Genomic DNA, 23,481 nt, shown 5'->3' with positions numbered 1-23,481 from the left:
GCATACTTGCCTATATTATTGACAGAGTTTGTACAGAATATACATTTTCATAAATTTTTGTGCCTTGAGCACAGCGAAAGGAATGATAGTTAATATGAAAGAACATTTATATAAAGTTCCAGCCAATAAAAAAATAAGAATAATTATTGATACAGATGCTTATGCAGAAGCAGATGATCAGTTTGCAATAGTTCATGCATTATTAACGCCAAAATTTGAAGTGGTAGGTATTATTGCTGAGCAATTTGGAAGCAGTCATTATGAAAACAGTATGGAGAAAAGTTATGAGGAGATTAAAAGAATTTTACAGCTTATGAATTTGGAGGGTAAAATACCTGTTTTTAAAGGTGCAGAAAAGGCATTAACAGACGAAAAAACAGCCAGTATTTCAGAAGGAGCAAAATTTATAGTTAAAGAAGCAATGAAAGAAGATGACAGACCTCTGTTTGTGCTTAATATGGGGGCTTTAACAAACTTAGCTTCAGCATATTTGATTAACCCGGAAATTAAAGATAAGTTACTTGCTGTTTGGATAGGCGGGGGTCCATATCCTGTAGGATATATGGATTTTAATTCAGGAAATGATATTAATGCTGCAAATGTGGTGTTGTCTTCAACAATTGAATTATGGCAGATTCCACTTACGGCATATACAATGATGGAAGTAACCTTCCATGAACTATTTGAACGTGTAAAACCTCACGGTGAAATTGGTAACTATTTAGTTGAAAATCTTCTTCGTGTTAATGAAATAGAATGTGCATCAAATCTTGATTTTCTGCCATTTTTTAAAAACGCCAGTAAAGCAGCTAAGACTATGATAATTCGTTCTGGTGAAGGCTGGTCTTTAGGTGATAGTCCAGCAGTTGGGGTACTGATTACACCACAAACAAAATATAGTGAAGTAAGGAGGGCACAGCGCATGAACGCAGATGGCAGTTATGGAGAATATGTAGGTGAAAATCGTACAATACGGGTTTATCACAGCATAGACAGCAGAGTTATACTCGAGGATATGTTTACAAAGATAAAATATCACTTTGGAAGTTAAGGGGAGAAAATATTTATAAATATCAACAATTGAAAACATATGCAATAAATGTTACTATTATAATAGTTAACCTTAATTTACCAAATATAGAAGGAGGAGTGTAAAATGCGTAAATATGATTTAAGTGCAATTGAAAAACTGCAGAATGAGACTTCCATTATTGAAAATAACGGAGTAAAGATTATTTTAAAGCCTAGTCCAGGAGAGGATAGACCAGGATATCTGGATCCAGCGGAATTAAGTATAATTAAAGAACACTGGGCAGGAAATCCAATGGAGCAGAAAGAGGGAGAAGAAATGCCTCCAATGGAAGTTTTAATTCCTATTATGAGAGATAACATGGGATTTCCAAATTATAATCTAAATACTGTAGAAATTCATACTAAATATGAAGAAATAACTGAAAGCGGCAATACAGTAGGACTTTGGCGTTACTATCCAAGAAAATCTGAAAAGAACAGAAAGCGTCCTGCTTTTGTGTTTTTTCACGGCGGAGGCTGGATTGGTGGGAGTGTCTATACTGTAGAGAATTTCTGCAAATTATTAGCTGAGCTTGCAGATGCAGTGGTGTTTAATGTAGATTATTCTTTAGCTCCAGAAAAACCTTTTCCAAATGGATTGAATGATAATTACTATGCAGTAAAGCATGTTTATGAAAACGCAGAAGCTTATGGAATTGACCGTGACAAAATATGCGTTGGCGGAGATAGTGCAGGTGGAAATTATGCAGCAGCAGTGAGCTTAAAGGCAAGAGATGAAGGAACTTTCAAAATAGCAATGCAGGTGCTTATATATCCAGCAGTAACCAGAGCAGATGCAAAAGTTCCAGGTTATGAGTGGAGTGAGGATTTCTTTGAAGTATCTGAGGAACAAAAATATATTATTAAAGGATTGCTTGGACTTGGAAGACCAGTAAAATTCGAAGATGATTTATTTATAACAACATACATTTCAAATAAGGAAGACATTTATAATCCATACGTTAGTCCTATGTTTGCTGCATCTCATGCAGGACTTCCAAAGGCAATTTTGGCAGGAGCTGAATTCGACGGTCTTCGTATAAACACAGAATTTTATGCAAAGCAGCTTATGGAATCAGGCGTGGATGTTACTGTATTTCGCTATAAAGGTATGACTCATGCATTTATAGATAAATTAGGACATGTTCCTCAGGCAGAAGATTTATGTATTGAAATTGCAAAGGCTGTGAAGAAGCTTTAGATAAGAGTACTATCAGAGAAAGGAGAAAATAAAATATGCCGCAATATTTTGCTTCAAAATCAAAAGAAATAAGCAAAAGAGAAATCGAACATGCTGAAGCTGTTAGAAAATTGGCAGGAGAGTGTATGGTGCTTCTTGAAAATGATGGTACGCTGCCTCTTAAAGAGGTACATAAAAATATAGCACTTTATGGAAGTGGTGCCAGAAGAACAATAAAAGGAGGAACTGGCTCTGGAGATGTTAATTCAAGATATGTAATAAGCATTGAAAAGGGACTTGAAGAGGCAGGATTTAATATTACTACTAAAAAATGGCTTACTGAATATGATAAATTGGTTGATAAAAAACAAGCTGAATATAATACACAGCTGGAGGCAAAAGCAAAGGAAATGGGTGTTCCAGTATTTACGCTTACCTTTGAAAATCCATTTAAAGAGCCTCAGTGTCAGCCTATAACAGAAGCTGATATTAAAAATTCAATGACAGATACAGCTATATATGTTATTTCCAGAAACTCTGGCGAAGGTGCCGACAGGTATAATAAGGAAGGAGATTATTTATTATCAAAAGAAGAAGTAAATGCTCTTACTTTGCTTGGAGGGGAATATGATAAGCTTATCGTACTTCTTAATATTGGAGGCATAATTGATACGAGCGTTTTAAAGAGTATTCCTGGAATTAATGCTATTGTTCTCGTGGGACAGACAGGAAACATAGGAGGTTATGCTGTAGCTGATGTGCTTACAGGAAAGATTAATCCATCAGGAAAGCTTTCAGATACGTGGGCAGCAGCCTATGAAGATTACCCTTCTGCACAAAGTTTCAGTCATAATAACGGAAACCTTGATGATGAGTATTATAAAGAAGGAATTTATGTAGGATACCGTTATTTTGATACTTTCAATATAACCCCAAATTACTGTTTTGGATATGGTCTTTCCTATACAAACTTTCACATTGAAGTTTGTGATATTAAAGCTAATGAAATGCAGGTTTCTGTAACAGTAAAAGTAAGGAATACAGGAGATACTTATTCGGGAAAAGAAGTTGTTCAGGTATACTATTCAGCTCCTTATGAAAAGCTAGACAAGCCTTATCAGCAGCTTGCTGCTTTTGGTAAGACTAAGCTTTTAGCTCCAGGAGAAGAACAGAAAATGATTATATCTTTTAAGACTGCTTCTATGGCATCTTACAGTGAAGCAGAGGCTTCTTTCATATTAGAGGCAGGAGATTATTTAATCCGTGTTGGTAACAGCTCAAGAAATACAAAGGTAGCAGCAGTTATCAATATAAATCAGAAAGCTGTAACAGAAAAGCTTAAAAATTTATTTAAGGATTCAGAAAAGCTTGAATTAATCTGCCCATCAAGAGAGAATATGTATACTTATGAAGGTGAGCAGCAGGAAATTAAAACAGCTAAAAAGATTTTTATTGAAGCTTCTAAGATTGAAACAATCACGGTTGAATATCAGAAAGAAAAAGCAGTTTACAAAGATTTAAATCCTGAAAAGAAGCTTACTATGGAAGATGTGCTTCAAGGAAGAGTCAGCCTTGAAGAGTTTATTGCACAGCTGACTGTAGAAGAAATGGCCACACTTTGTGTAGGAACTATGCGAATGGGTGCATCAGCTGATTCTATCATTGGTTCTGCATCTGCAAACGTTCCTGGAGCTGCAGGAGATACAACTTCACTTATGATAGATGACAGAAAGATAAGAAATATAATTTTAGCTGATGGTCCTGCAGGACTGAGACTTACACCACATTTTCAAACAACCTTGGATGGAACCTTGCTTCCTGGCGGAACAATGTTTTCTAATATGTGTGCAGAGGAGATGACTCAGTCTGAAGATAAGATAGATTACTATCAGTATTGTACAGCTGTTCCAATTGCCTGGATGCTGGCACAATCCTGGGATATGGAGCTTATTGAAAAGGTTGGAAAGATTGTTGGAGAGGAAATGCTGGAATTCCATGTAACATTGTGGCTGGCACCAGGGATGAATATTCATAGAAATCCTCTCTGCGGACGCAATTTTGAATATTATTCAGAAGATCCGCTGCTTAGTGGTATGTGTGCTGCTGCTGATACAAAAGGTGTTCAGTCTCATCCAGGAATAGGGACAACAATTAAGCATTTTGCAGCAAATAATCAGGAAGATAACCGTATGTTTAACAATGCGCATATAAGTGAAAGGGCACTGCGTGAAATTTATCTGAAGGGATTTGAGATTGCAGTTAAGTCAGCTCAGCCTATGTCTATTATGAGTTCTTATAACCTAATAAACGGAATTCATGCAGCTAATAGTTATGATTTATTGACTTCTGCTGCAAGAGATGAATGGGGTTTTAAAGGTTTTGTTATGACTGACTGGTTTACTTCTCAGGATGTTTCATTTATTTTTGGAGCAGCTGAACATAAATATCCAATTTCTTCATCTCCACTCTGTATTAAGGCAGGAAATGATTTGCAGATGCCAGGATGCCAGAAAAATGTGGATGATATTGTAGATGCAGTAAAAAATGGAGAGCTGACTTTAGGTGAACTTCAGTATTGTGCCAAGAACATTTTAAATATTATATCAAAGTCAAATTGTTATGAAGGGGCTAAGTCTTATGCAGAGCAATTTGATAATTTGAGTTGGTATGTGAAAACTGAAATATTGTACTCTTAATATTATTAAAGGATGAGTTGTTTAGGTTAGAACAACTCATCCTTTCTAAATAATAGTTACATCAGTACAAAGGTAATTGCAAGCGGCGGAGTATGGATTGAGTCCGAAGAATACTGATCATCAAAGATTACATTTATAGCAAGTTTTAAAATCAAAAATACAAACATATTATAAATTAGTTAATAATAAAACGTATTTTTGATGGAAGGTATGAATCGGTATGAAAAGTATTAATATAAAAAAGCTTTTTAAAAGTGAGGCTGCAGGAAATATTATTATTTTTACAGCTTCACTATTACTTATATATTTGCTGATTTCATTATACTTTGCCAGGCATTTCTTTTTTTGTACAGTAATAAACGGAGTAGATGTGTCATTAAAAGCACATGATACTGCAGAAGATAAAATTATAAGTTACATTAAAGATTATAAGCTGCAGTTAATAGAAAGAGATGGGGAAGTAGAAGAAATTTTTGGACAAGATATAGAACTGAAGTACAATGAAAAAAACAGTATTTATAGAATTTATTATAAGAAAAATTTAATTAAATGGATAATTTCATTATTTAATAATGAAAAATATTATGTAGATGATTTATACATTTACAATAAGAATAATTTAGAAAATAAAATAAATGAGTTAAAATGTTTAAATAAAGAGATTATTTATCCTCAGGATGTAAGTTTTAAATATTCAAACGGTTCTTATGAAATGGTAAAAGAAGTATATGGGAATAAAGTGAACAAAGATAAATTAAAGACAGCTATAGAAACGAGCATACTGAAAGGAGAAACAAAATTAGATTTAAATGAAAATCTGTGCTACGAAAATCCAAAATATACCTTAAGCTCAAATAAGACACTTGAAACAAAGGATTTACTTAATAAGTATGTAAGAGCAAATATAACATATATATTTGGAAGAGAAAAAGAAGTGCTGGATGGAAATACAATAAATGAATGGCTTAGTGTTGATAAAAATCTGGATGTAGTAATAAGTGAAATAGAGATTATGAAATATGTAAGAGAACTAAGCAGAAAATATGATACAGTTGGAATAGTAAGGAATTTTAAAACTTCCGTAGGTAAAATAGTAGAAGTTAAGGGTGGACTTTATGGATGGAAGATTAATCATTCTGCTGAAACAAAAGCGTTAATGGAAAATATAAAAAAGGGTGAAGTACTTGAAAAAGAACCTGTATATGCTCAAAAGGCTTTGACTAGAGATGAAGATGAAATAGGCAGTACTTATGTAGAAATTAATATTACAAGACAGTATTTATGGTTTTATAAGGAAGGAAAGCTCATAGCTCAAGGTGCTGTAGTAACCGGAAATCCAAATAGAGGATATTCAACTGTACTTGGTACCTTTATGCTTAATTATAAACAAAAAGAGGCAACTTTAAAAGGACCAGGCTATGAAGCTTCAGTAACTTATTGGATGCCTTTTTATGGGAATATAGGAATACATGATGCACCTTGGAGATATTCTTTTGGAGGTGAGATATATAAAAGAAATGGAAGCCATGGATGCGTAAATGCACCGTTATATTTAGCAAAATCAATTTTTGAAAATATTCATGAAGGAACCCCTATTATTTGTTATGAAGAATAGCAGCAAGCTAAAGAATTCAGATGATTTATTTAATCAATAAATACTGTTATTGACAATCTACATATCTATAAGCATAATTATAAATAATTGTAGATATTTGTAGATTCCATGGAAGCGGAAGTGAGTCAAATGAAAAGAATTGAAGCGGTATACGAAAAACTTAAAGAGCTTGGAAGTGAGAGGGGAGTAAGTGCTATAGAAATAGCTGATGCTCTTAACCTTGATAGAGCCAATGTAAGCAAAGATTTAAACAGGCTTTGCCAGGAAGGGAAGGCTGTTAAAGGAAAAGGAAAACCAGTTCTTTTTTCTATTGCTAAATCAAATAAAAGAGAAGAAACAGTATTAGATAGATTTGCAGCAAGCAATGTTAGTCTGCTGTCTGCAGTCAAACAAGCAAAGGCAGCTGTGCTTTATCCTCCAAAGGGTCTTCACATGCTTATATTAGGCGAAACTGGTGTTGGAAAATCAATGTTTGCAGGGCTTGTACACAAATATGCAATTGAGATGAATATAATGGACACAAATTCTCCTTTTATAACTTTTAACTGTGCTGACTATGCAAACAATCCCCAGCTTCTTTTAAGCCAACTTTTTGGGACAAAAAAAGGAGCTTATACAGGTGCAGATGCGGATAAGCCTGGATTAATTGAAAAGGCTGACGGCGGCATACTTTTTTTAGATGAGGTTCACAGGCTTCCTCCAGAAGGACAGGAAATGTTTTTTACCTTTATGGATAAAGGGACTTTCAGAAGACTTGGTGAAACTGAAACAGAAAGATGTGCATCCGTTTTAATAGTTTCTGCTACAACAGAAAATCCAGAGTCTTCTCTGCTTAAAACATTTACAAGAAGAATACCTATGGTTATAAGAATTCCAAACCTTAGTGAAAGAAGTCTTGAGGAACGCTTTAATTTAATAAGTCAATTTTTCAGAGAAGAATCTTCAAGACTTAGAAGGCCTATAAAAGTATCGGTAAATTCCATGAGAGCGTTTTTAAGTTATTATTGTGAAAGCAATGTAGGTCAATTAAAGACAGATATTCAGCTTGTTTGTGCTAAGGCCTATGCGGAGTTTTTGTCACAAGACAAGGATGAAATTGAAATAAGTAGCCTTGAACTTCCGCAGCATATAAGGCAGGGGCTTTATAAGGAAACAGAACATAGACAGCTTTGGAATAAGCTTATTGGAATAAATAATAGATACTGTATATTTGACGAAAATAAGGAAACGATGCTTTATTATGAAGAGGAAAACAATGAAAGTATTTATGAAATGATAGATTTAAGAGTTCACGAACTAAGAAGCAAGGGTGTAAGCAGTGATGAGCTTGAAAAAGAGATGGAAAAGGATATAAATGAATATTTTAAAAGTTACATTCATAGTGTAAACAGAAAAATTGATATTTCAAGCCTTGAAAATGTTATTGAAGCTGAAATTATCGGGGTGGTTGAGGAAATAATAAGGTTTAGTGAAGAAAGCCTGGGAAAGCAGCTAAGCGAAAAGGTTTATTATGGTATGGCTGTGCATATAGATAACTCTATTGATAGAGTAAGGAAAAACAAAAAGATTACAAATCCTCAGCTAAATAGGATAAGAACACAGTACAGCAATGAGTTCAACATTGCTCTTCAATGTCTAAAAATAATTGAAAGGACTTTGGATGTATCCATGCCTATTGATGAGGCTGGATTTTTGACAATGTTTCTTGTGTATGATGAGAGAGATATTGAAGATAAGAAGCAGGATGTTAATGTAATAGTTATATCTCATGGTGCTTCAACAGCAACTTCAATGGCAGATGCTGCAAATAAGCTTCTTGGAGTAAAATACGCAGTAGGAATAAATGCTCCTCTTGATGAAAAGCCCGAGCAGGTTATTTCAAGGGTAAGGGAATATCTTTATGAAGCTAAGATAACTTCGGATATTCTGTTTCTTGTAGACATGGGTTCTTTAACAACTTTTGGCAAGGAAGTTGAAAAGGAATTTGGCATTAAAACCCGTTCATTACCTTTAGTAAGTACACTGCACGTAATAGAGGCAACTCGAAAGGCAATGATGGGATATTCTTTGGATCAGGTATATAAAGATACCTGTAATGTTTTCAGTTTAATGCAGAATGAGCTTGAAGATGATGAAACTTATGAAGAGGATATCCGTAAACTGGCAATAATAACAGTATGTACTACAGGGGAAGGCAGTGCTGTTGCAATAAAAAATATTCTTTTTAAACAACTGAAGTTTGACAGCAGCATAGTTGAAATTATTCCGTTAAATCTTGTAGGCAAAGAAAGCATCTATTCAAGGCTTAAAAATATTGAAAAAGACTATAATGTTATTGCTCTTGTAAGCTCTTTTAAATTAAATACAAATATACCTCAATTTAGTTTGCAGGAGGTATTAAACAATGAAGCAGCTGAAACAATGCAAAATATAATAGATGTTGAGTCTACATATATCAAAATGGGAGAGACTTTAACAAATATGCTTTCAGCAATTGATGGCAAAGAAGCATTAAAGGATATTAAAAAATTTATTAATAATATTGAAATTGAACTTAATATAAAAATGGACACAAATGTTTTAATAGGGATAACCTTTCACATTGGATGTATGCTGGACAGGGTTAAATCAGGAAACAATATGATTGAAGAATTTGAGGATAAGGATAGATTTATCTCTGAAAATAAGAAAATATATAATATAGTTAAAGCAGCATCCAAGTTTTTGAATGAAAAATACAGCATAACTATTCCAGAGGATGAAATATGCTATATTATGAGTTTTTTTAATAATAAAAAATATGTTTAAAGTGCAGATTAATTTCTGCATTTTTTATTTTTAGGCGTTAAAAAAGTGTGTTGGCATGAATATTGCTTGTATAATAAATGAGAGTAAAAATTAATAATATCAATAACATAATTACAGAAAGGATGGCAACACACATGGAAGAAATAATCATGAATCTAATAGTAAATGGCGGAGATGCAAGAAGCAGAGCTATGATGGCTATACAAAGCGCAAAAGAAGGAAATATTGAACAAGCAAAGCAACTTTTAGTTGAGGCTTCAGAGGCATTAGATAAGGCACATAATTATCAGACTAATCTTATACAAAACGAAGCAGCAGGTAACAAAACAGAGATTTCATTATTAATGGTGCATGCACAGGATCATCTTATGAATGCAATGACTGTTAGAGATTTAGCTCAAGAGTTTATTGATTTGTATGGAAAAATAAATAAATAATGAAAATAACACAGATTATATTTATAAACAACTCACTTGATAAAATAAGTAACACACATAAAACACAGAAAAAATGAATAAGTAGAAGTTCTTGTTTTATCAAGTGGTTTAACTAAACTTTAAGTGAATAAAAGTTTTGGCATAAACTTTGCTAATAAAATTGTATGAGAATAAAAATATATTTGTAGGAGGAAATACTTATGAAAAAGATTACTTTAATATGTGGAGCAGGAATGTCAACAAGCCTTTTAGTTACTAAAATGCAGGCAGCTGCAGAAAAACTTGGACAGGAAGTTACAATAAGAGCTACAGCAGAAAGTAAGTTTAAGGAGTTTGAAAACGATACTGATGTGCTGCTTTTAGGACCTCAAGTAAGCTTTATGCTTAAAAAATTCAAGGAAACTTATGAGCCAAAGGGTATTGCCGTAGCTGTGATAAACAGTATAGATTATGGAATGATGAATGGAGAAAAAGTATTAAAGACGGCTTTAGATTTAGCAAAATAAATAGTATAAATATAAATTAAAATAATCAAAGGATGGGAGATGGAAAAATGAGTTTTCAAGTAGTAATTCAGGAAAAAATTCTGCCAGCTGCTAATAAAATAGCATCTAACAAGTATTTAAAGGCAGTCAGTGACGGATTTATGTCTTTAATGCCGGTTATTATTATAGGTTCTATATTTTCTTTGTTAAATTCTTTATCAATTAAACCTTATCAGGAATTTATTACAAAAATAGGTTTAAAACCATTTTTAGCACTACCCAATACTATAACAAATGATATACTGGCTATTTATGCAGTATTCTTTATAGCTTATAATTTAGCTAAGTATTTTGAAAAGGATCAAGGAATAGCAGGAATGATTGCTCTTTTTACTTTCCTTGCTATTACACCAATAAATAATACAGCAAATATAATAAACGGATTTTTAACTGCTAATAAAATTGAACTTGCTAAAGGTGTTACAGTACCGTCAGCAAATGTAATTCCTTACGAGTGGATAGGATCAAAAGGGTTATTTGTAGCTATTATTGTAGCAATAGTTTCTACTGTACTTTATAACAAGCTTTTAGATAAAGGTTTAGCAATTAAGATGCCTGATGGAGTGCCTCCAACAATAGCAAAATCGTTTGCAGGACTTATGCCGGGTTTTGTTATAATCATTCTATTTATGCTTATAAACAAGGTAGTTACACTTTTACCAATTAATAATGTTACTGGACTTCATTCACTAGTGTATTCATCAATTCAGGCACCAATGGAAGCATTCTTAGGAAATAGCATATGGTCTTTTGTATTTGCAATATTTATAGCTCACCTGCTATGGTTCTTTGGTATCCATGGAGTAACAGCTATAATTCTGCCGATATTTTATCCGCTATGGACTTCATTAACAACTGCTAATATAACTGCTATGAATGCTGGAACATCTATGTATGATCTGCCAAATATAATTACAAGACCATTCTTTAGCGTTTATGCTATACTAGGCGGTTCTGGAATGACATTAGGTCTATGTATTTACATGGCATTAAGAGCAAAAAGCCAGCAGTATAAAACTTTAGGAAGACTTGCTTTCCTTGCAAATATATGCGGTATTAATGAACCTCTGGTATTTGCTGTTCCAATGGTACTTAATCCATATATGATTATTCCATGGATAGGTGCACCGGTAATTACATCCTTTGTTGCTTACTTCTTGACAGTTATAGATGTACTTCCAAGATTAACAACTATAGTTCCACTTGGAACTCCAGTAATAATGTCAGGTTTTCTTGCTGCAGGAGTAGAAGGCTGGAGAGTTGCATTATTTCAGGTTGTAGCAATAGTTTTAAGCGGCTTAATCTATCTGCCATTCTTCAGGGTTTTAGATAAAAAGGCATATTCAGCTGAAAAAGCTATGGCAGAAGCAGCAGCAGAATAATATAATAAATTTGTAGTAAACAAGCTGATTAGTTTCAGCTTGTTTACTTTCTGAAAAAATAAAACGCATAAAAAGGAGAGGAATTTAATGAGTAAAGACATTATTAAAGGATTTCCAGAGGGCTTCCTATGGGGAGGAGCAACTGCTGCAAATCAATGTGAAGGAGCTTATTTAGAAGGGAATAAAGGTTTATCTACTATTGATGTTGTTCCAGCAGGAAAAGACCGTTTTCCAGTGATGCTTGGAAAAATGAAAATGCTGGAATGTGATAATGAGCATTATTATCCAAGTCATGAAGCCATTGATTTTTATCATCGTTATAAAGAAGATATAGCGCTTTTTGCAGAAATGGGATTTAAGACCTTCCGTCTTTCACTTTCATGGGCACGAATATTTCCAAATGGTGATGATGCACAGCCAAATGAAGAGGGTTTAAAGTTTTATGATGATGTGTTTGATGAATGCTTAAAGTATGGTATTGAGCCATTAGTTACTATTACCCATTTTGATGTGCCAATGAACCTTGTAAAAACAATAGGTTCATGGAGAAGCCGCAAGATGGTAGATTACTATGAAAGGTTATGCGAAGTTATTTTTAACCGTTATAAAGATAAAGTAAAATATTGGCTTACTTTTAATGAAATAAATATGCTGCTGCATTTGCCCTTTATAGGTGCAGGTTTAGTATTTGAAGAAGGTGAAAATGAGGAGGCTGTAAAGTATCAGGCAGCACACCATCAGCTGGTTGCAAGTGCAAAAGCAACTCAGATTGCACGTAGAATAAATCCAGATATGAAGATAGGCTGTATGCTGGCAGCTGCAAATTTCTATCCTTATAGCTGTGCCCCAGAGGACGTATGGATGGCAATGGAAAAGGATAGAGAGAACTATTTTTTAATTGATGTGCAGTCTCGTGGAGAATACCCAAGCTATGCAAAGAAAATGTTTGAAAGAAAGGGCATTAATTTAAAAATGGAGGAGGGTGACGAGGAGCTTTTGAAAAATAATACTGTTGACTTTATATCCTTCAGTTATTATTCTTCAAGATTAACAAGTGCAGATCCGAAAATAAATCTTGAAACAGCAGGTAATGCCTTTAAGACTTTAAGAAACCCTCACCTTAAGGCAAGCGAGTGGGGATGGCAGATCGATCCTCTTGGTCTTAGAATTACTATGAACTCACTATATGACCGTTATCAAAAACCATTATTCATTGTTGAAAATGGACTCGGAGCAACAGACAGTCCAGATGAAAATGGCTATGTAGAAGATGATTATAGAATTGATTATTTGAGAGAACATATTAAAGCAATGAGAGATGCTGTAAATATAGATGGTGTAGATCTATGGGGATATACAACCTGGGGCTGCATAGATTTAGTCAGTGCTTCAACTGGTGAAATGAAAAAGCGTTACGGCTTTATTTATGTTGATAAGGATAATGAAGGTAAGGGAACACTAAAGAGATCAAAAAAGAAAAGTTTTTATTGGTATAAGAAAGTTATTGAAAGCAATGGTGCTGATTTAGATTAACAAGTATTATAATTTGTAAAATTTAAAAGGAGCGTAAATAGATTTGATTCATCCAAATTTATTTATGCTTTCTTTTTATTTAGAATGATTTGCAAATAATTGAAAATTATTGTAAAATATTTTAATATAATTATATTATATGTTAAAAACGTTTACTAAAATAATGGTTATTATTATAATGCGGGGGATTAAAGATGATATTTAAAAATTCAGCACCACAAAAAGATATTATAAAACTGTTATCAAGAATCAGAGAAGGGGATTTGAAATGCTTTGCTGAATTGAAGAAAGAAGAACGTGAAGAGATTAAGGAATTATACAATTTAGCAAAAGAATACCACAGTTTGTTCTCATACATAAAAGAAGGAATAGATGAATTTGAAAGACAATCAGAAGTTGTTTCAATTACTTATTCAGAAAGGGCAGAATCAAATAAGAGCATAATTTATGCAAATAACAGCATTGCAGAAGGAACTGCTGAGCAAGCTCAAGCTGCAGAAGAATGTTCAAAGCTTGCTGTAGATTTTCAAACAAAGTTTGAAAGTTTGTCAGAGTCATCAAAGGTTTTATCAGAGAAAGCTAATATTACAAAAGGAATATGTGAAGCTGGTGAAAAGTCAATAAATGACCTTGTAGAAAATAGTAAAGAGACTCAAAAATTACTGCTGAATATTATGGATAAGGTATCAAAGTTAGAACAGGCTGCCAAAAATATTAACGATATAGTTGCAATAATAACTGAAATTTCTAATAAAACAAATCTACTTGCATTAAATGCATCAATAGAAGCTGCAAGAGCAGGAGAAGCAGGCAAAGGCTTTGCTGTAGTTGCTAACGAGGTTAAAAAGCTTGCTGAAGGAAGTAAGTCAGCAAGTAAGAATATATCAGGATTAATCTTAAATATAATAAAGGAGATTAATTCTATATTGGATTTATCAGAAACTGCTAAAGCAGAGTATAGCACACAAACAATTTTCATAGAAAAGGCAGGAAGTGCAATTCATGAAATAAATAGTGCTATGAATAGTTTTGTTAATCAGCAGCAGCAAGTTTACAGGGAAATAGATAATTTGTTTACATATAAGAATAAACTTGTAGATTCTATTTCAGATATTGCAGCTGTAGCAGAGGAAGCAGCAGCTACAAGTCAAATGGTTGCGTCTTTATCTATGGAACAAAACAGTCAGGATGAAATTATTATGGGTATGATTAAGAGACTTAATAAATTTGCTGCAGATATGAATAGCAGACTAAGCAGTATTCAAGTAGAAAATAAAACTAATGAAAGGAAGAAAATTGGAGTAGTCTGCCTAGAGCAGCAGGAGTTTTATAAAGAAGTAGAAGAAGCAGCAGTATCAGCAGGTATTAAATTAAATCTGGAGGTTGTATGTAAATCACCTAAAAAATTTAGTGTTGAAGAACAGATAAAAATATTTAAGGAATTTGTAGATGACAAAATGGATGGAATTATAATAACTCCAAGTGATGCATCAAAATTTAAAGATTTAATTGATGATGCTGTAAGCAGAGGAATAAAAGTAGCCTGCGTAGATATGGATGTGCCGGAAAGTAAGAGAAACTGTTTTATTACTTCAGATAGTTATGAAGGAGGAAAAAGGGCAGGGGAAGCCGCTGTTAGGCATTTAAAGGGAAAAGGAAATATAATGGTGCTTTTGTGTGCTTCAGAGGTTGAAACAGTTCAAAACAGATATAAAGGGTTTGCAGAGGTTGTGTTAAAAAATCCTTCTATAAAAATAATTAAAAAAGAAGAACAAAAGGATACAGATCCAGTAAAAACTAAAAATATTATTGAAAGAATGATTAAGGAAAACTCAGACTTTGATTTGTTATATCTTGTAAACAGTGACGCAGGAGAAATAGCAATGGATATTTGGAACCAAAAAGGATTAAATAAAAAGCTTATTGTACTAAGTAAATCGTCAAAGGTTACACAGGGAGTGAAAAAAGGCATAGTTTCAAGTCAAATTGTTCAAAGGAACAAGCTTTGGGGAGAGATGGCAGTGAAGAAACTTCACGACTTAATGGAAGGCAGGAAGGTATCTTCTTTTGAAGATACAGGCATGTACGAAATAAATAAGGCTAATCTTGTTGTTTTTGAAAAAGATAGTAAAGCAATATAGAAAAAATAAAAAAAACTTGATATCGTTTCTCCATCTTTAAGGTTGCTTTATAAAAATCGTAAATTATTACTTGTAATCGTAATCTGAACCTGTATAATTCGTTTACACTAAATGTTATAATTATTAGACAGAGTTAAACGTGGAATAAAGACAATAATTTCTAGAGGAGAAATAAAAAAATGGATAAACTTTTACATGGTGTAGCATATTACGATGAATATATGCCTTATGATAGACTAAGTAAGGATATAGAGATGATGAAGGCTGCGGGAATTAATGTTGTCAGAATAGCTGAATCTACCTGGAGTACTGTAGAGCCACAAAACGGCGTATTTGATTTTACTCATATAGATTCTGTGCTTGATGCTATGCATGAGGCTGGGATAAAGGTTATAGTAGGTACACCAACTTATGCTGTTCCTACCTGGATGGTAAAAGAGCATCCTAATGTTCTTGCTATAACTCCACAGGGACAGAACAAATATGGTCCCAGGCAAAACATGGATATAACAAATCCTACATATTTGTTCTATGCTGAAAGAGTAATACGCAAAATGATGGAGCATGTAAAAGATCATCCTGCTATTATCGGTTATCAGGCAGATAATGAAACGAAGCATTATAATACCTCTGGACCTAATGTGCAGCTGTTATTTGTAAAGTATTTGAAAGAGAAATTTAAAGATCTGGATACTTTGAATAAAAGCTTTGGGCTTGATTATTGGAGCAATAGAATAAATAGTTGGGAGGACTTTCCTAATGTAGATGCTTCTATAAATGCCAGTCTTAGTTCTGAATTTGCAAAATTTCAGAGAAAGCTTGTGACAGATTTTCTTGCCTGGCAGGTTTCTATTATAAATGAATATAAACGTCCAGGACAATTTGTTACACAGAATTTTGATTTTGATTGGAGGGGGTACTCCTTTGGAGTTCAGCCAAGTGTAGATCATTTTGCTGCTGCAAAGGCTTTTGACATAGCAGGAGTAGATATATATCATCCTACCCAGGATGAACTTACAGGCTGTGAAATATCTTTTGGAGGGGATATGGCTCGTTCCATGAAAAGAAGCAATTATTTTGTAATTGAAACTGAAGCTCAAGGTTTTGCAAGCTGGGTTCCATACCCAGGACAATTGAGACTGCAGGCTTTTAGTCACCTTGCATCAGGTGCAAATATGGTATCTTACTGGCACTGGCATTCAATACACAATTCCTTTGAAACTTACTGGAAAGGGCTGTTGAGTCATGATTTTGAGCCTAATCCAACTTATGAAGAAGCAATAACTATAGGGAAAGATTTTGAAAGATTAAGCAGCAGTCTAATTAATCTTAAGAAGAAAAACAAGGCAGCTGTTCTTTTCAGTAATGAAGCTCTTACTGCTTTTAACTCTTTCAAATACTTTACTAATGGTCTTGATTATAATGATGTATTGCGTCTTATGTATGATGCCTTGTATAGAATGAATATAGGCTGTGACTTTGTAGACCCTTCAAGCGATAACTTGGAGGAGTATATAATGCTGGTGGTACCACCTTTATATGCAGTAAGCGATAGTCTGCTTTATAGACTGAATCGTTTTGTAGAAAATGGTGGACATGTTGTTTATGCCTTCAGAAGCGGTTTTTCTGATGAGAATGTGAAGGTAAGAACTACTCATCAGCCAGGCATTATTGGAGAAGCCTGTGGTATTTATTATAGCCAATTTGTAAATGCAAATAATGTGTCACTTAAAGGCAATCCATTTGGAGTAAGTGAAGAAAATAACCGATTAACTTCCTGGATGGAACTGATTATTCCTAAGAAAGCAGAGGTTCTGGCTTGGTATGATCATCCTTACTGGGGTAAATATGCTGCTGTTACACAAAACAGTTATGGTAAAGGTATGGCTACTTATATTGGCTGCCTTGTAAGCAGAGAAGTGATGGAGAAAATTTTGGAAAAAGCAGCAAGACAGGCTGGTATTTGGGGAGCAGATCAGGAAATTTATTTCCCTTTAATCACAAAATCTGGAATAAATCAAAAGGGAAAAACAGTACATTATTATTTTAACTATTCAAATAATCCGAATTTAATTAAATATCCTCATGTTGAAGGTACGGAATTACTTTCTGATAAAGCAATAAAAACTAATGACGTAATGAATATAGAGCCTTGGGGAGTTCTTATTGTTGAAGAAAAATAGATAATAAGTAATATTGAGGTATCAGCAGAATTGTTGATACCTTATTTAGAATGTTTGAAAACGATGATCATTTGTATCAAAAGACAATTTATAGTATAATATTATAAAAATAGTAAGTAACGGGGGTGATTAAGCTGATTAAACTTCTTGTAGTTGATGATGAAACAACCACCAGAAAAGGACTTATAAAGCATATTTCATGGAATGATCTTGGTGTGCAGCTGGTGGAGGAAGCTAAGGATGGCTTTGATGCCCTTGAAGTAGCCGCACGAATTCAGCCCAATATTATACTTTCCGATATAAGAATGCCTGGACTAAACGGAATAGAGCTTGCAGAAAGAGTGAAGGAGCAGCTGCCTGACTGCAGGATTATTTTTTTAAGCGGATATTCTGATAAAGAGTACCTGAAAGCTGCAATTAACCTTAGTGCTGTCAGTTATGTAGAAAAGCCTATTGATATAAGTGAAGTAAAGGAAGCTGTAAAAAAAGCAGTGAATTTATGTATTGAAGATGAAAGAAGGAAGTTATCAGAAAAAAATGCAAGTATTGTTCTTACAGAAAATCTTTCTTTTGTAAAGCAGAAAATTATAACAAATTTAATTGGTGCTGAAGCAGATATTGAAGAAAGAGTAAAAGAGTTAAAACTAATGAATATTGATTTTAACTTAAATGACCGGTTTAATTCAGTGATTATAAGCTTTCATGAAGATAAGGTGCACATTTTACAGAATAGTCAGTTTAATAGTAATAAACTTATCCATATTATTGATGAAAGTTTTTCATATACAGAACATGTAGCTGCATTTACTGGAAGCAATAAGATTGTAGTTATCTTGTTAAGTGAATTAGCGGAAAGTAAGAGCAAATTGATTAGGGCATTTGAATTGATAAAAAAACAATTAAAAAAATATGATACGGATGATTTTGAGCTGTTTTGTACAGTTGGACAGTGTGTTCGAGGAATGGACAAGATTTCAGAATCCTACCGAACTGCAGAATTGACACTGAAAAAGTTATTTTTTTATGGTTACGATAATATTGTTTTTTATGAAAACAGTATGGAGGAGCCTTTTTTTCTTGATGAGAGTATTCATAATAAGTTTGCACAGTATTTATCTGAACAGAAGCAGCCGGAGGCAGTTTCTTTGATAGAAAGTCTTACTAGAGATATTAAAAAGTATAATAATACACCTGTAAATTATGTGAAGAATATTTTTTTTAAGCTTACTTTTCAGCTGTTTATGGAAGCTGAAAAAAGAGGTGTTTATTTTAGTGAGGCAGGGGAAAAGGAAGAAAACTATCTGTGGGATTTGATTTCAGGTTTTAATACACTGCAGGAAATAAGAAGCTATTTAATTGACAAAATTAATTCTGTATTTAAAAGGATTGAAGAACTGGAATCAAGCGGCAGAACTGTTTTTCAAGTAAAGAAGTATATTCAAAAAAACTATAGCAATGAGAATTTATCAACAAAAATTCTTGCTGACCTGGTATATCTGACACCAGCTTACTTATCAGGTCTATTCAAAAAAGAAACAGGTAAGACAATAAGTGAATACATTATTGAATTTAGAATTGAAAAATCTAAGGAATATTTAAAGGACACAAAGTTAAAGCTCTTTGAAGTAGCCAAAAGTGTAGGTTATAGTGATGCTAATTATTATGCTAAGGCTTTTAAAAAGCTTACTGGTTTAACTCCATCAGAATATAGGGAGAAATATTTATCATGATTTTGAACTTATGGAGGTCTATAATACAATATTTCAGTGACTTTACATTAAGAAAAAAGCTGATGATATCGTATTTTTTATTGATTTTTATGCCGCTTATTTTCCTTACTATTGCGTCTTATATAAATGTTTCCAGAGGATATGAGAGTAAAATAAGGTATTCAGCAGAACAATCTTTTGATCAGGCATATAGATTTTTAAGCTATAAAGTCAATTCACTTATTAAATCTTCTGATATCATATATTTTGATACAGGGGTGCAGACAGTGCTTTCACGTACACAGAAGGACTATGAAAATGATATTGTTCAGCAAAATATTGATATGATTAGTCTGGATAATTTCTTATTTAACTTTAAAAATTCTGAAGACGTGTATAGAGTGAGTCTTTATGTTCCAGGCTGGCTTATGTATTCAAACCAAGGTATAAATTTTGGGAATTTAGATAGCTTCAAGGAAACTGAGGATTATAAAAAGCTTATGCAGTCTAAAGAAAAGGTTTTATGGCTGCCTCCTGAAATTATAAGGGATAATGATAAGTTTTCATCATCAGTATCAGTAATCTCTATGCTTAGAAAAATAAGAAATACAGATAAAATAGGAGAAATTATAGGTATAGAAAAAGTCAGTATTTTAGAAAGCAACTTGAAAGATATAATAATGAAAGCTAACATTACTCAAAATGGAGTAGTATATATTCAAAATTCTCAGGGAAATATTATTTGTTCTTCAAATGCAGAACTTATTGAAAAGCTTGGATTGAATACAGATATAAGTAGAAGGTTTATGGAGCTGAATGTAAATTGGGAAAGCGTGACTTTTGGCAGTGAAAAATTTACTGTTATATCAAAAAATATTGAAAACACAGACTGGACAATAGTAACAGCAATACCTTACAGTGAAATAATTTCTGAGGGAAATAAAATCAGGAATTTAATGGCTGGTTTGGCTCTGGTTATTGGAATATTAGCCTATGGTGCAGCATATTTTATATCTGCTTCTATGGTTAAAAGAATTTCTCTTTTAACAGATAATATGATAAGAGTTCAGGAAGGAGAACTAAATGTAAGTATATCAGCGCAAAGCCAGGATGAGATAGGTCAGTTAATAAAAAGTTTTAATTATATGGTAAAAAAGGTTAATCAGCTTGTTGAACAACAGTATAAAACCGGTAAAGAAATTAAAAATTCTGAGCTTAAGGCTCTGCAGGCTCAGATTAATCCTCATTTTCTATATAATACTCTTGATTTAATAAACTGGAAAGCTATTGATAATGATGTTCCAGAAATCGCAGAAGTTTCTCAGGCACTGGCTAAGTTTTATAAGCTGAGTTTAAGCAAAGGTAAAGATATCATTTCTGTGGAGGAGGAAATTAAACACGTAGAAACCTATGTAAAGATACAAAATTTAAGGTTTGATAACCGTATTAATTTTATAATAGATGTTCCTTATGAATTATACGAATATAAAATTTTAAAGATAATTCTTCAGCCTATTGTGGAAAATTCTATTTTGCACGGAATTTTGGAAAACCGTGACAAACAGGAAGGTAATATTAAATTATCTGGAAAACTTGAAAAAGATGATATTTTATTAACAGTTGAAGATGATGGTGTTGGCATGGCTGAAGAAAAGGCTATAGAAATACTTACTGTGAAAAGTACAAGAGAGAGTCATGGCTATGGTGTAAGGAATATTAATAAACGTATTAAGCTATGTTATGGTCAGGAGTATGGTCTTACTTATTACAGCTCTATAGGAAAAGGAACAAAGGTTGAAATAAGACTGCCAGCATTAAAGACGGAAAGTCATTTTTTATAAAAGTAAAATAATTTTTTCTAAAAAGACTTTAGATTAATTTCTAAAGTCTTTTTAGAATTATTCATAAAAAGAATCATAAAAAATTACTTGTAATCGTAATCTAGACCTATTTAATTCGTTTACAACGGGTGTTAAAATCATTACATAAGTTAAAACATTAAGAAGCTGCTGGAAAAATGAGTGTAGTTTGCAGCAAAAGAGTGAAAGGAGAGACAGCATGAAAAGCAAAGATGGTTTTCTTTATGAATTTAGAAAGAATAGAACATTATTTATAATGGTACTTCCGGCTATTCTTCTGGTATTGGTATTATCTTATTTACCTATGGCAGGTATAGTATTAGCTTTTAAAAATTACAGATTCGACCTTGGTGTATTTGGCAGCAAGTGGTCTGGTTTAAACAATTTTAAATATTTCTTCAATTCTGGTACAGGGCTTTTAGTTACAAAAAATACAATACTTTATAATTTGTTCAATCTTGCTACTTCGCAAATTTTAGCAATGATTATTGCAATTATAGTCAGCGAAATGAAAGGGAAATATTTTAAAAAGATTTCTCAGTCAATTATATTCCTGCCGTATTTTATCTCCTGGATTATAGTAGGTGCTTTTGTGTATAATATTTTCAACTTCGAAACAGGAACCTTGAATTCTATATTAAAATCACTGAATTTAAATCCTGTAAATATGTATGACAAGCCTGCAGCTTGGATATTTATCATCGCATTTTTTAATTCATGGAAATGGGTAGGTTATAATTCTGTTATATACATTGCAGCAATAACAAGCATAGATGCTGAGTGTTATGAAGCTGCAGATATAGATGGTGCAAACATATTTCAGAAAATAAAGAGTATAACAATTCCTAGTATAACTCCTACAATTATTATAATACTTCTTCTTAACGTAGGAAGAATTCTACGCGGTGATTTTCAGATGTTCTATCAGATTGTAGGAAATAATGGTCAATTATTTAATGCAACGGACGTAATTGATACTTTTGTGTTTAGATCATTGATTAACAGCGGGGATATTGGCATGACTGCTGCAGCTACTTTCTATCAATCTTTTATGTGTTTTGTAATAATTATGGTGGTTAATGCAATTGTTAAGAGGGCAGATAAGGATTACGCACTATTCTAGAGAAATTAAAAATATTAAGAATACAGGAGGATAAATGATTAGTAGTCATTTAGAACCTTAAAGAAATGAGGAGGTTTTCATGAATACAGTTAAAAATATAGCAGAGCTTGATAATAAAAAAATAAACCTGTCTGAAGTTAAAACATATAAAATAAAAAAATCAAAAGCTACAATTCTCTTTAATATACTTGGCTATTCACTTGTTTCTTTTGTTGCGGTGTTGTGTCTGCTTCCGTTTATAATGCTTATATCTGGTTCGTTTTCTTCTGAAAGAGCTATCTCTAATTTGGGATACGGCATACTTCCAAGAGAATTCAATACTGATGCTTATAAGCTTCTATTTCGATATCCACAGGATATAATCAGAGCTTACGGTGTATCTATATTTATTACAGTTGTAGGAACAGCACTTGGATTGTTTGTTATTACTATGACTGCTTATGTATTAAACAGAAAAGATTTTAAATACAGAAACAAATTGGCTTTCTTCTTTTACTTTACTACTTTATTTAATGGAGGTCTTGTTTCAACTTATATATTTATGATTAGATATCTTCATCTAAAGAACAGCTTTTTATCACTTATACTGCCTCTACTTATAAATGTGTTTTATCTGCTTGTAATGAGAAGCTTCATGAATTCTATACCTGAATCAATTATAGAATCTGCAAAGATTGATGGAGCTGGTGATTTTACAATATTTATTAAATTAATTCTTCCTCTTTCAAAGGCAGGACTTGCTACAATAGGACTATTTATTGCTCTTGATTATTGGAACGACTGGTATAATGCAATGCTTTATATGACTGAGTTTAAGAAGTTCCCGCTGCAGTACATGCTTTACAATATGTTATCTTCAACAGAAGCTATGTCAAGAATCTCTTCAGCCTCAAGCGTTGCTATGGCAAATATGCCTTCTCAGTCTCTGAAGCTGGCTATGGCAGTTATTGCAACTGGACCTATTATACTTGTATATCCTTTTGTTCAAAAATACTTTGTAAAAGGAATTACAGTAGGTGCAGTAAAAGGTTAGTTTAAAAATGGTTGAAACACCTTTGAATATCAGTATTTAAAGGTGTTTAAATAAAAAATAAAATACAGGGGGAAATAACTTGAAAATGAAAACCATAAATGAAGGCACACAAATAAGACCCATTCCTTTTGTTCGAAAAAAAGAGGATCTCTTATAGGATCTATAC

The 23,481-nt window shown here is 32.9% G+C and carries 15 protein-coding genes; all 15 read left to right on the top strand.

Going from position 1 to position 23,481, the window contains the following annotated elements; translation table 11 throughout:
* Positions 1-94: 94 nt before the first annotated feature.
* The 15 genes from M2651_RS13720 to M2651_RS13650 all read left to right on the top strand — a co-directional run bounded on the left by M2651_RS13720 (position 95) and on the right by M2651_RS13650 (position 23,315).
* Complete coding sequence (locus M2651_RS13720) at positions 95-1,051, top strand: nucleoside hydrolase (RefSeq protein WP_252132905.1); 957 nt, start codon at positions 95-97, stop codon at positions 1,049-1,051.
* A gap of 105 nt (positions 1,052-1,156) precedes the next feature.
* Positions 1,157-2,272, top strand: coding sequence for an alpha/beta hydrolase (locus M2651_RS13715; RefSeq protein ID WP_252132904.1), 1,116 nt, complete (start codon positions 1,157-1,159; stop codon positions 2,270-2,272).
* A 35-nt stretch (positions 2,273-2,307) separates the two neighbouring features.
* Positions 2,308-4,947, top strand: a complete 2,640-nt coding sequence (locus M2651_RS13710) for a glycoside hydrolase family 3 protein (RefSeq protein WP_252132903.1) — start codon at positions 2,308-2,310, stop codon at positions 4,945-4,947.
* A gap of 220 nt (positions 4,948-5,167) precedes the next feature.
* Positions 5,168-6,562: a L,D-transpeptidase family protein gene (locus tag M2651_RS13705; protein WP_252132902.1), complete on the top strand. Its 1,395-nt coding sequence runs from the start codon at positions 5,168-5,170 to the stop codon at positions 6,560-6,562.
* A gap of 129 nt (positions 6,563-6,691) precedes the next feature.
* On the top strand, positions 6,692-9,370 hold the full coding sequence (locus M2651_RS13700; protein ID WP_252132901.1) for a sigma-54-dependent transcriptional regulator: 2,679 nt from the start codon (positions 6,692-6,694) through the stop codon (positions 9,368-9,370).
* Positions 9,371-9,504: 134 nt separating this feature from the next.
* Positions 9,505-9,807, top strand: a complete 303-nt coding sequence (locus M2651_RS13695) for a PTS sugar transporter subunit IIA (RefSeq protein WP_286208010.1) — start codon at positions 9,505-9,507, stop codon at positions 9,805-9,807.
* 200 nt (positions 9,808-10,007) lie between these two features.
* Positions 10,008-10,313, top strand: coding sequence for a PTS sugar transporter subunit IIB (locus M2651_RS13690; RefSeq protein ID WP_252132900.1), 306 nt, complete (start codon positions 10,008-10,010; stop codon positions 10,311-10,313).
* Between the two features lie 47 nt (positions 10,314-10,360).
* On the top strand, positions 10,361-11,734 hold the full coding sequence (locus M2651_RS13685; RefSeq protein ID WP_252132899.1) for a PTS sugar transporter subunit IIC: 1,374 nt from the start codon (positions 10,361-10,363) through the stop codon (positions 11,732-11,734).
* 87 nt (positions 11,735-11,821) lie between these two features.
* Positions 11,822-13,267 carry a 6-phospho-beta-glucosidase gene (locus M2651_RS13680; RefSeq protein WP_252132898.1) on the top strand — a complete coding sequence of 482 codons (1,446 nt, stop codon included), beginning with the start codon at positions 11,822-11,824 and terminating at the stop codon, positions 13,265-13,267.
* Positions 13,268-13,461: 194 nt separating this feature from the next.
* Entirely contained in the window at positions 13,462-15,408 is a 1,947-nt protein-coding gene (locus M2651_RS13675) for a substrate-binding domain-containing protein (protein ID WP_252132897.1), read from the top strand.
* A gap of 179 nt (positions 15,409-15,587) precedes the next feature.
* Positions 15,588-17,591: a beta-galactosidase gene (locus tag M2651_RS13670; RefSeq protein WP_252132896.1), complete on the top strand. Its 2,004-nt coding sequence runs from the start codon at positions 15,588-15,590 to the stop codon at positions 17,589-17,591.
* Positions 17,592-17,716: 125 nt separating this feature from the next.
* Complete coding sequence (locus tag M2651_RS13665) at positions 17,717-19,321, top strand: response regulator (RefSeq protein ID WP_252132895.1); 1,605 nt, start codon at positions 17,717-17,719, stop codon at positions 19,319-19,321.
* On the top strand, positions 19,318-21,141 hold the full coding sequence (locus tag M2651_RS13660) for a cache domain-containing sensor histidine kinase (RefSeq protein WP_252132894.1): 1,824 nt from the start codon (positions 19,318-19,320) through the stop codon (positions 21,139-21,141). Before M2651_RS13665 ends, M2651_RS13660 begins: the two co-directional genes overlap by 4 nt.
* 217 nt (positions 21,142-21,358) lie before the next feature.
* A complete protein-coding gene (locus M2651_RS13655) occupies positions 21,359-22,282 on the top strand; it encodes an ABC transporter permease subunit (RefSeq protein ID WP_252132893.1) in 924 nt (307 codons plus the stop codon).
* Between the two features lie 79 nt (positions 22,283-22,361).
* Entirely contained in the window at positions 22,362-23,315 is a 954-nt protein-coding gene (locus M2651_RS13650; protein ID WP_252132892.1) for a carbohydrate ABC transporter permease, read from the top strand.
* Positions 23,316-23,481: the final 166 nt, after the last annotated feature.

This window comes from Clostridium caldaquaticum, from assembly GCF_023806125.1.
Taxonomy (GTDB): Bacteria; Bacillota; Clostridia; order Clostridiales; family Clostridiaceae; genus Clostridium_AT; species Clostridium_AT caldaquaticum.
This window is presented reverse-complemented; position numbering and strand designations above follow the sequence as displayed.

Coding starts and splice junctions, on each gene's coding strand:
- M2651_RS13710 (WP_252132903.1), top strand. CDS start 2,308: ATGCCGCAATATTTTGCTTCAAAATCAAAAGAAATAAGCAAAAGAGAA.
- M2651_RS13670 (WP_252132896.1), top strand. CDS start 15,588: ATGGATAAACTTTTACATGGTGTAGCATATTACGATGAATATATGCCT.
- M2651_RS13685 (WP_252132899.1), top strand. CDS start 10,361: ATGAGTTTTCAAGTAGTAATTCAGGAAAAAATTCTGCCAGCTGCTAAT.
- M2651_RS13675 (WP_252132897.1), top strand. CDS start 13,462: ATGATATTTAAAAATTCAGCACCACAAAAAGATATTATAAAACTGTTA.
- M2651_RS13700 (WP_252132901.1), top strand. CDS start 6,692: ATGAAAAGAATTGAAGCGGTATACGAAAAACTTAAAGAGCTTGGAAGT.
- M2651_RS13715 (WP_252132904.1), top strand. CDS start 1,157: ATGCGTAAATATGATTTAAGTGCAATTGAAAAACTGCAGAATGAGACT.
- M2651_RS13680 (WP_252132898.1), top strand. CDS start 11,822: ATGAGTAAAGACATTATTAAAGGATTTCCAGAGGGCTTCCTATGGGGA.
- M2651_RS13690 (WP_252132900.1), top strand. CDS start 10,008: ATGAAAAAGATTACTTTAATATGTGGAGCAGGAATGTCAACAAGCCTT.
- M2651_RS13705 (WP_252132902.1), top strand. CDS start 5,168: ATGAAAAGTATTAATATAAAAAAGCTTTTTAAAAGTGAGGCTGCAGGA.
- M2651_RS13655 (WP_252132893.1), top strand. CDS start 21,359: ATGAAAAGCAAAGATGGTTTTCTTTATGAATTTAGAAAGAATAGAACA.
- M2651_RS13650 (WP_252132892.1), top strand. CDS start 22,362: ATGAATACAGTTAAAAATATAGCAGAGCTTGATAATAAAAAAATAAAC.
- M2651_RS13695 (WP_286208010.1), top strand. CDS start 9,505: ATGGAAGAAATAATCATGAATCTAATAGTAAATGGCGGAGATGCAAGA.
- M2651_RS13660 (WP_252132894.1), top strand. CDS start 19,318: ATGATTTTGAACTTATGGAGGTCTATAATACAATATTTCAGTGACTTT.
- M2651_RS13720 (WP_252132905.1), top strand. CDS start 95: ATGAAAGAACATTTATATAAAGTTCCAGCCAATAAAAAAATAAGAATA.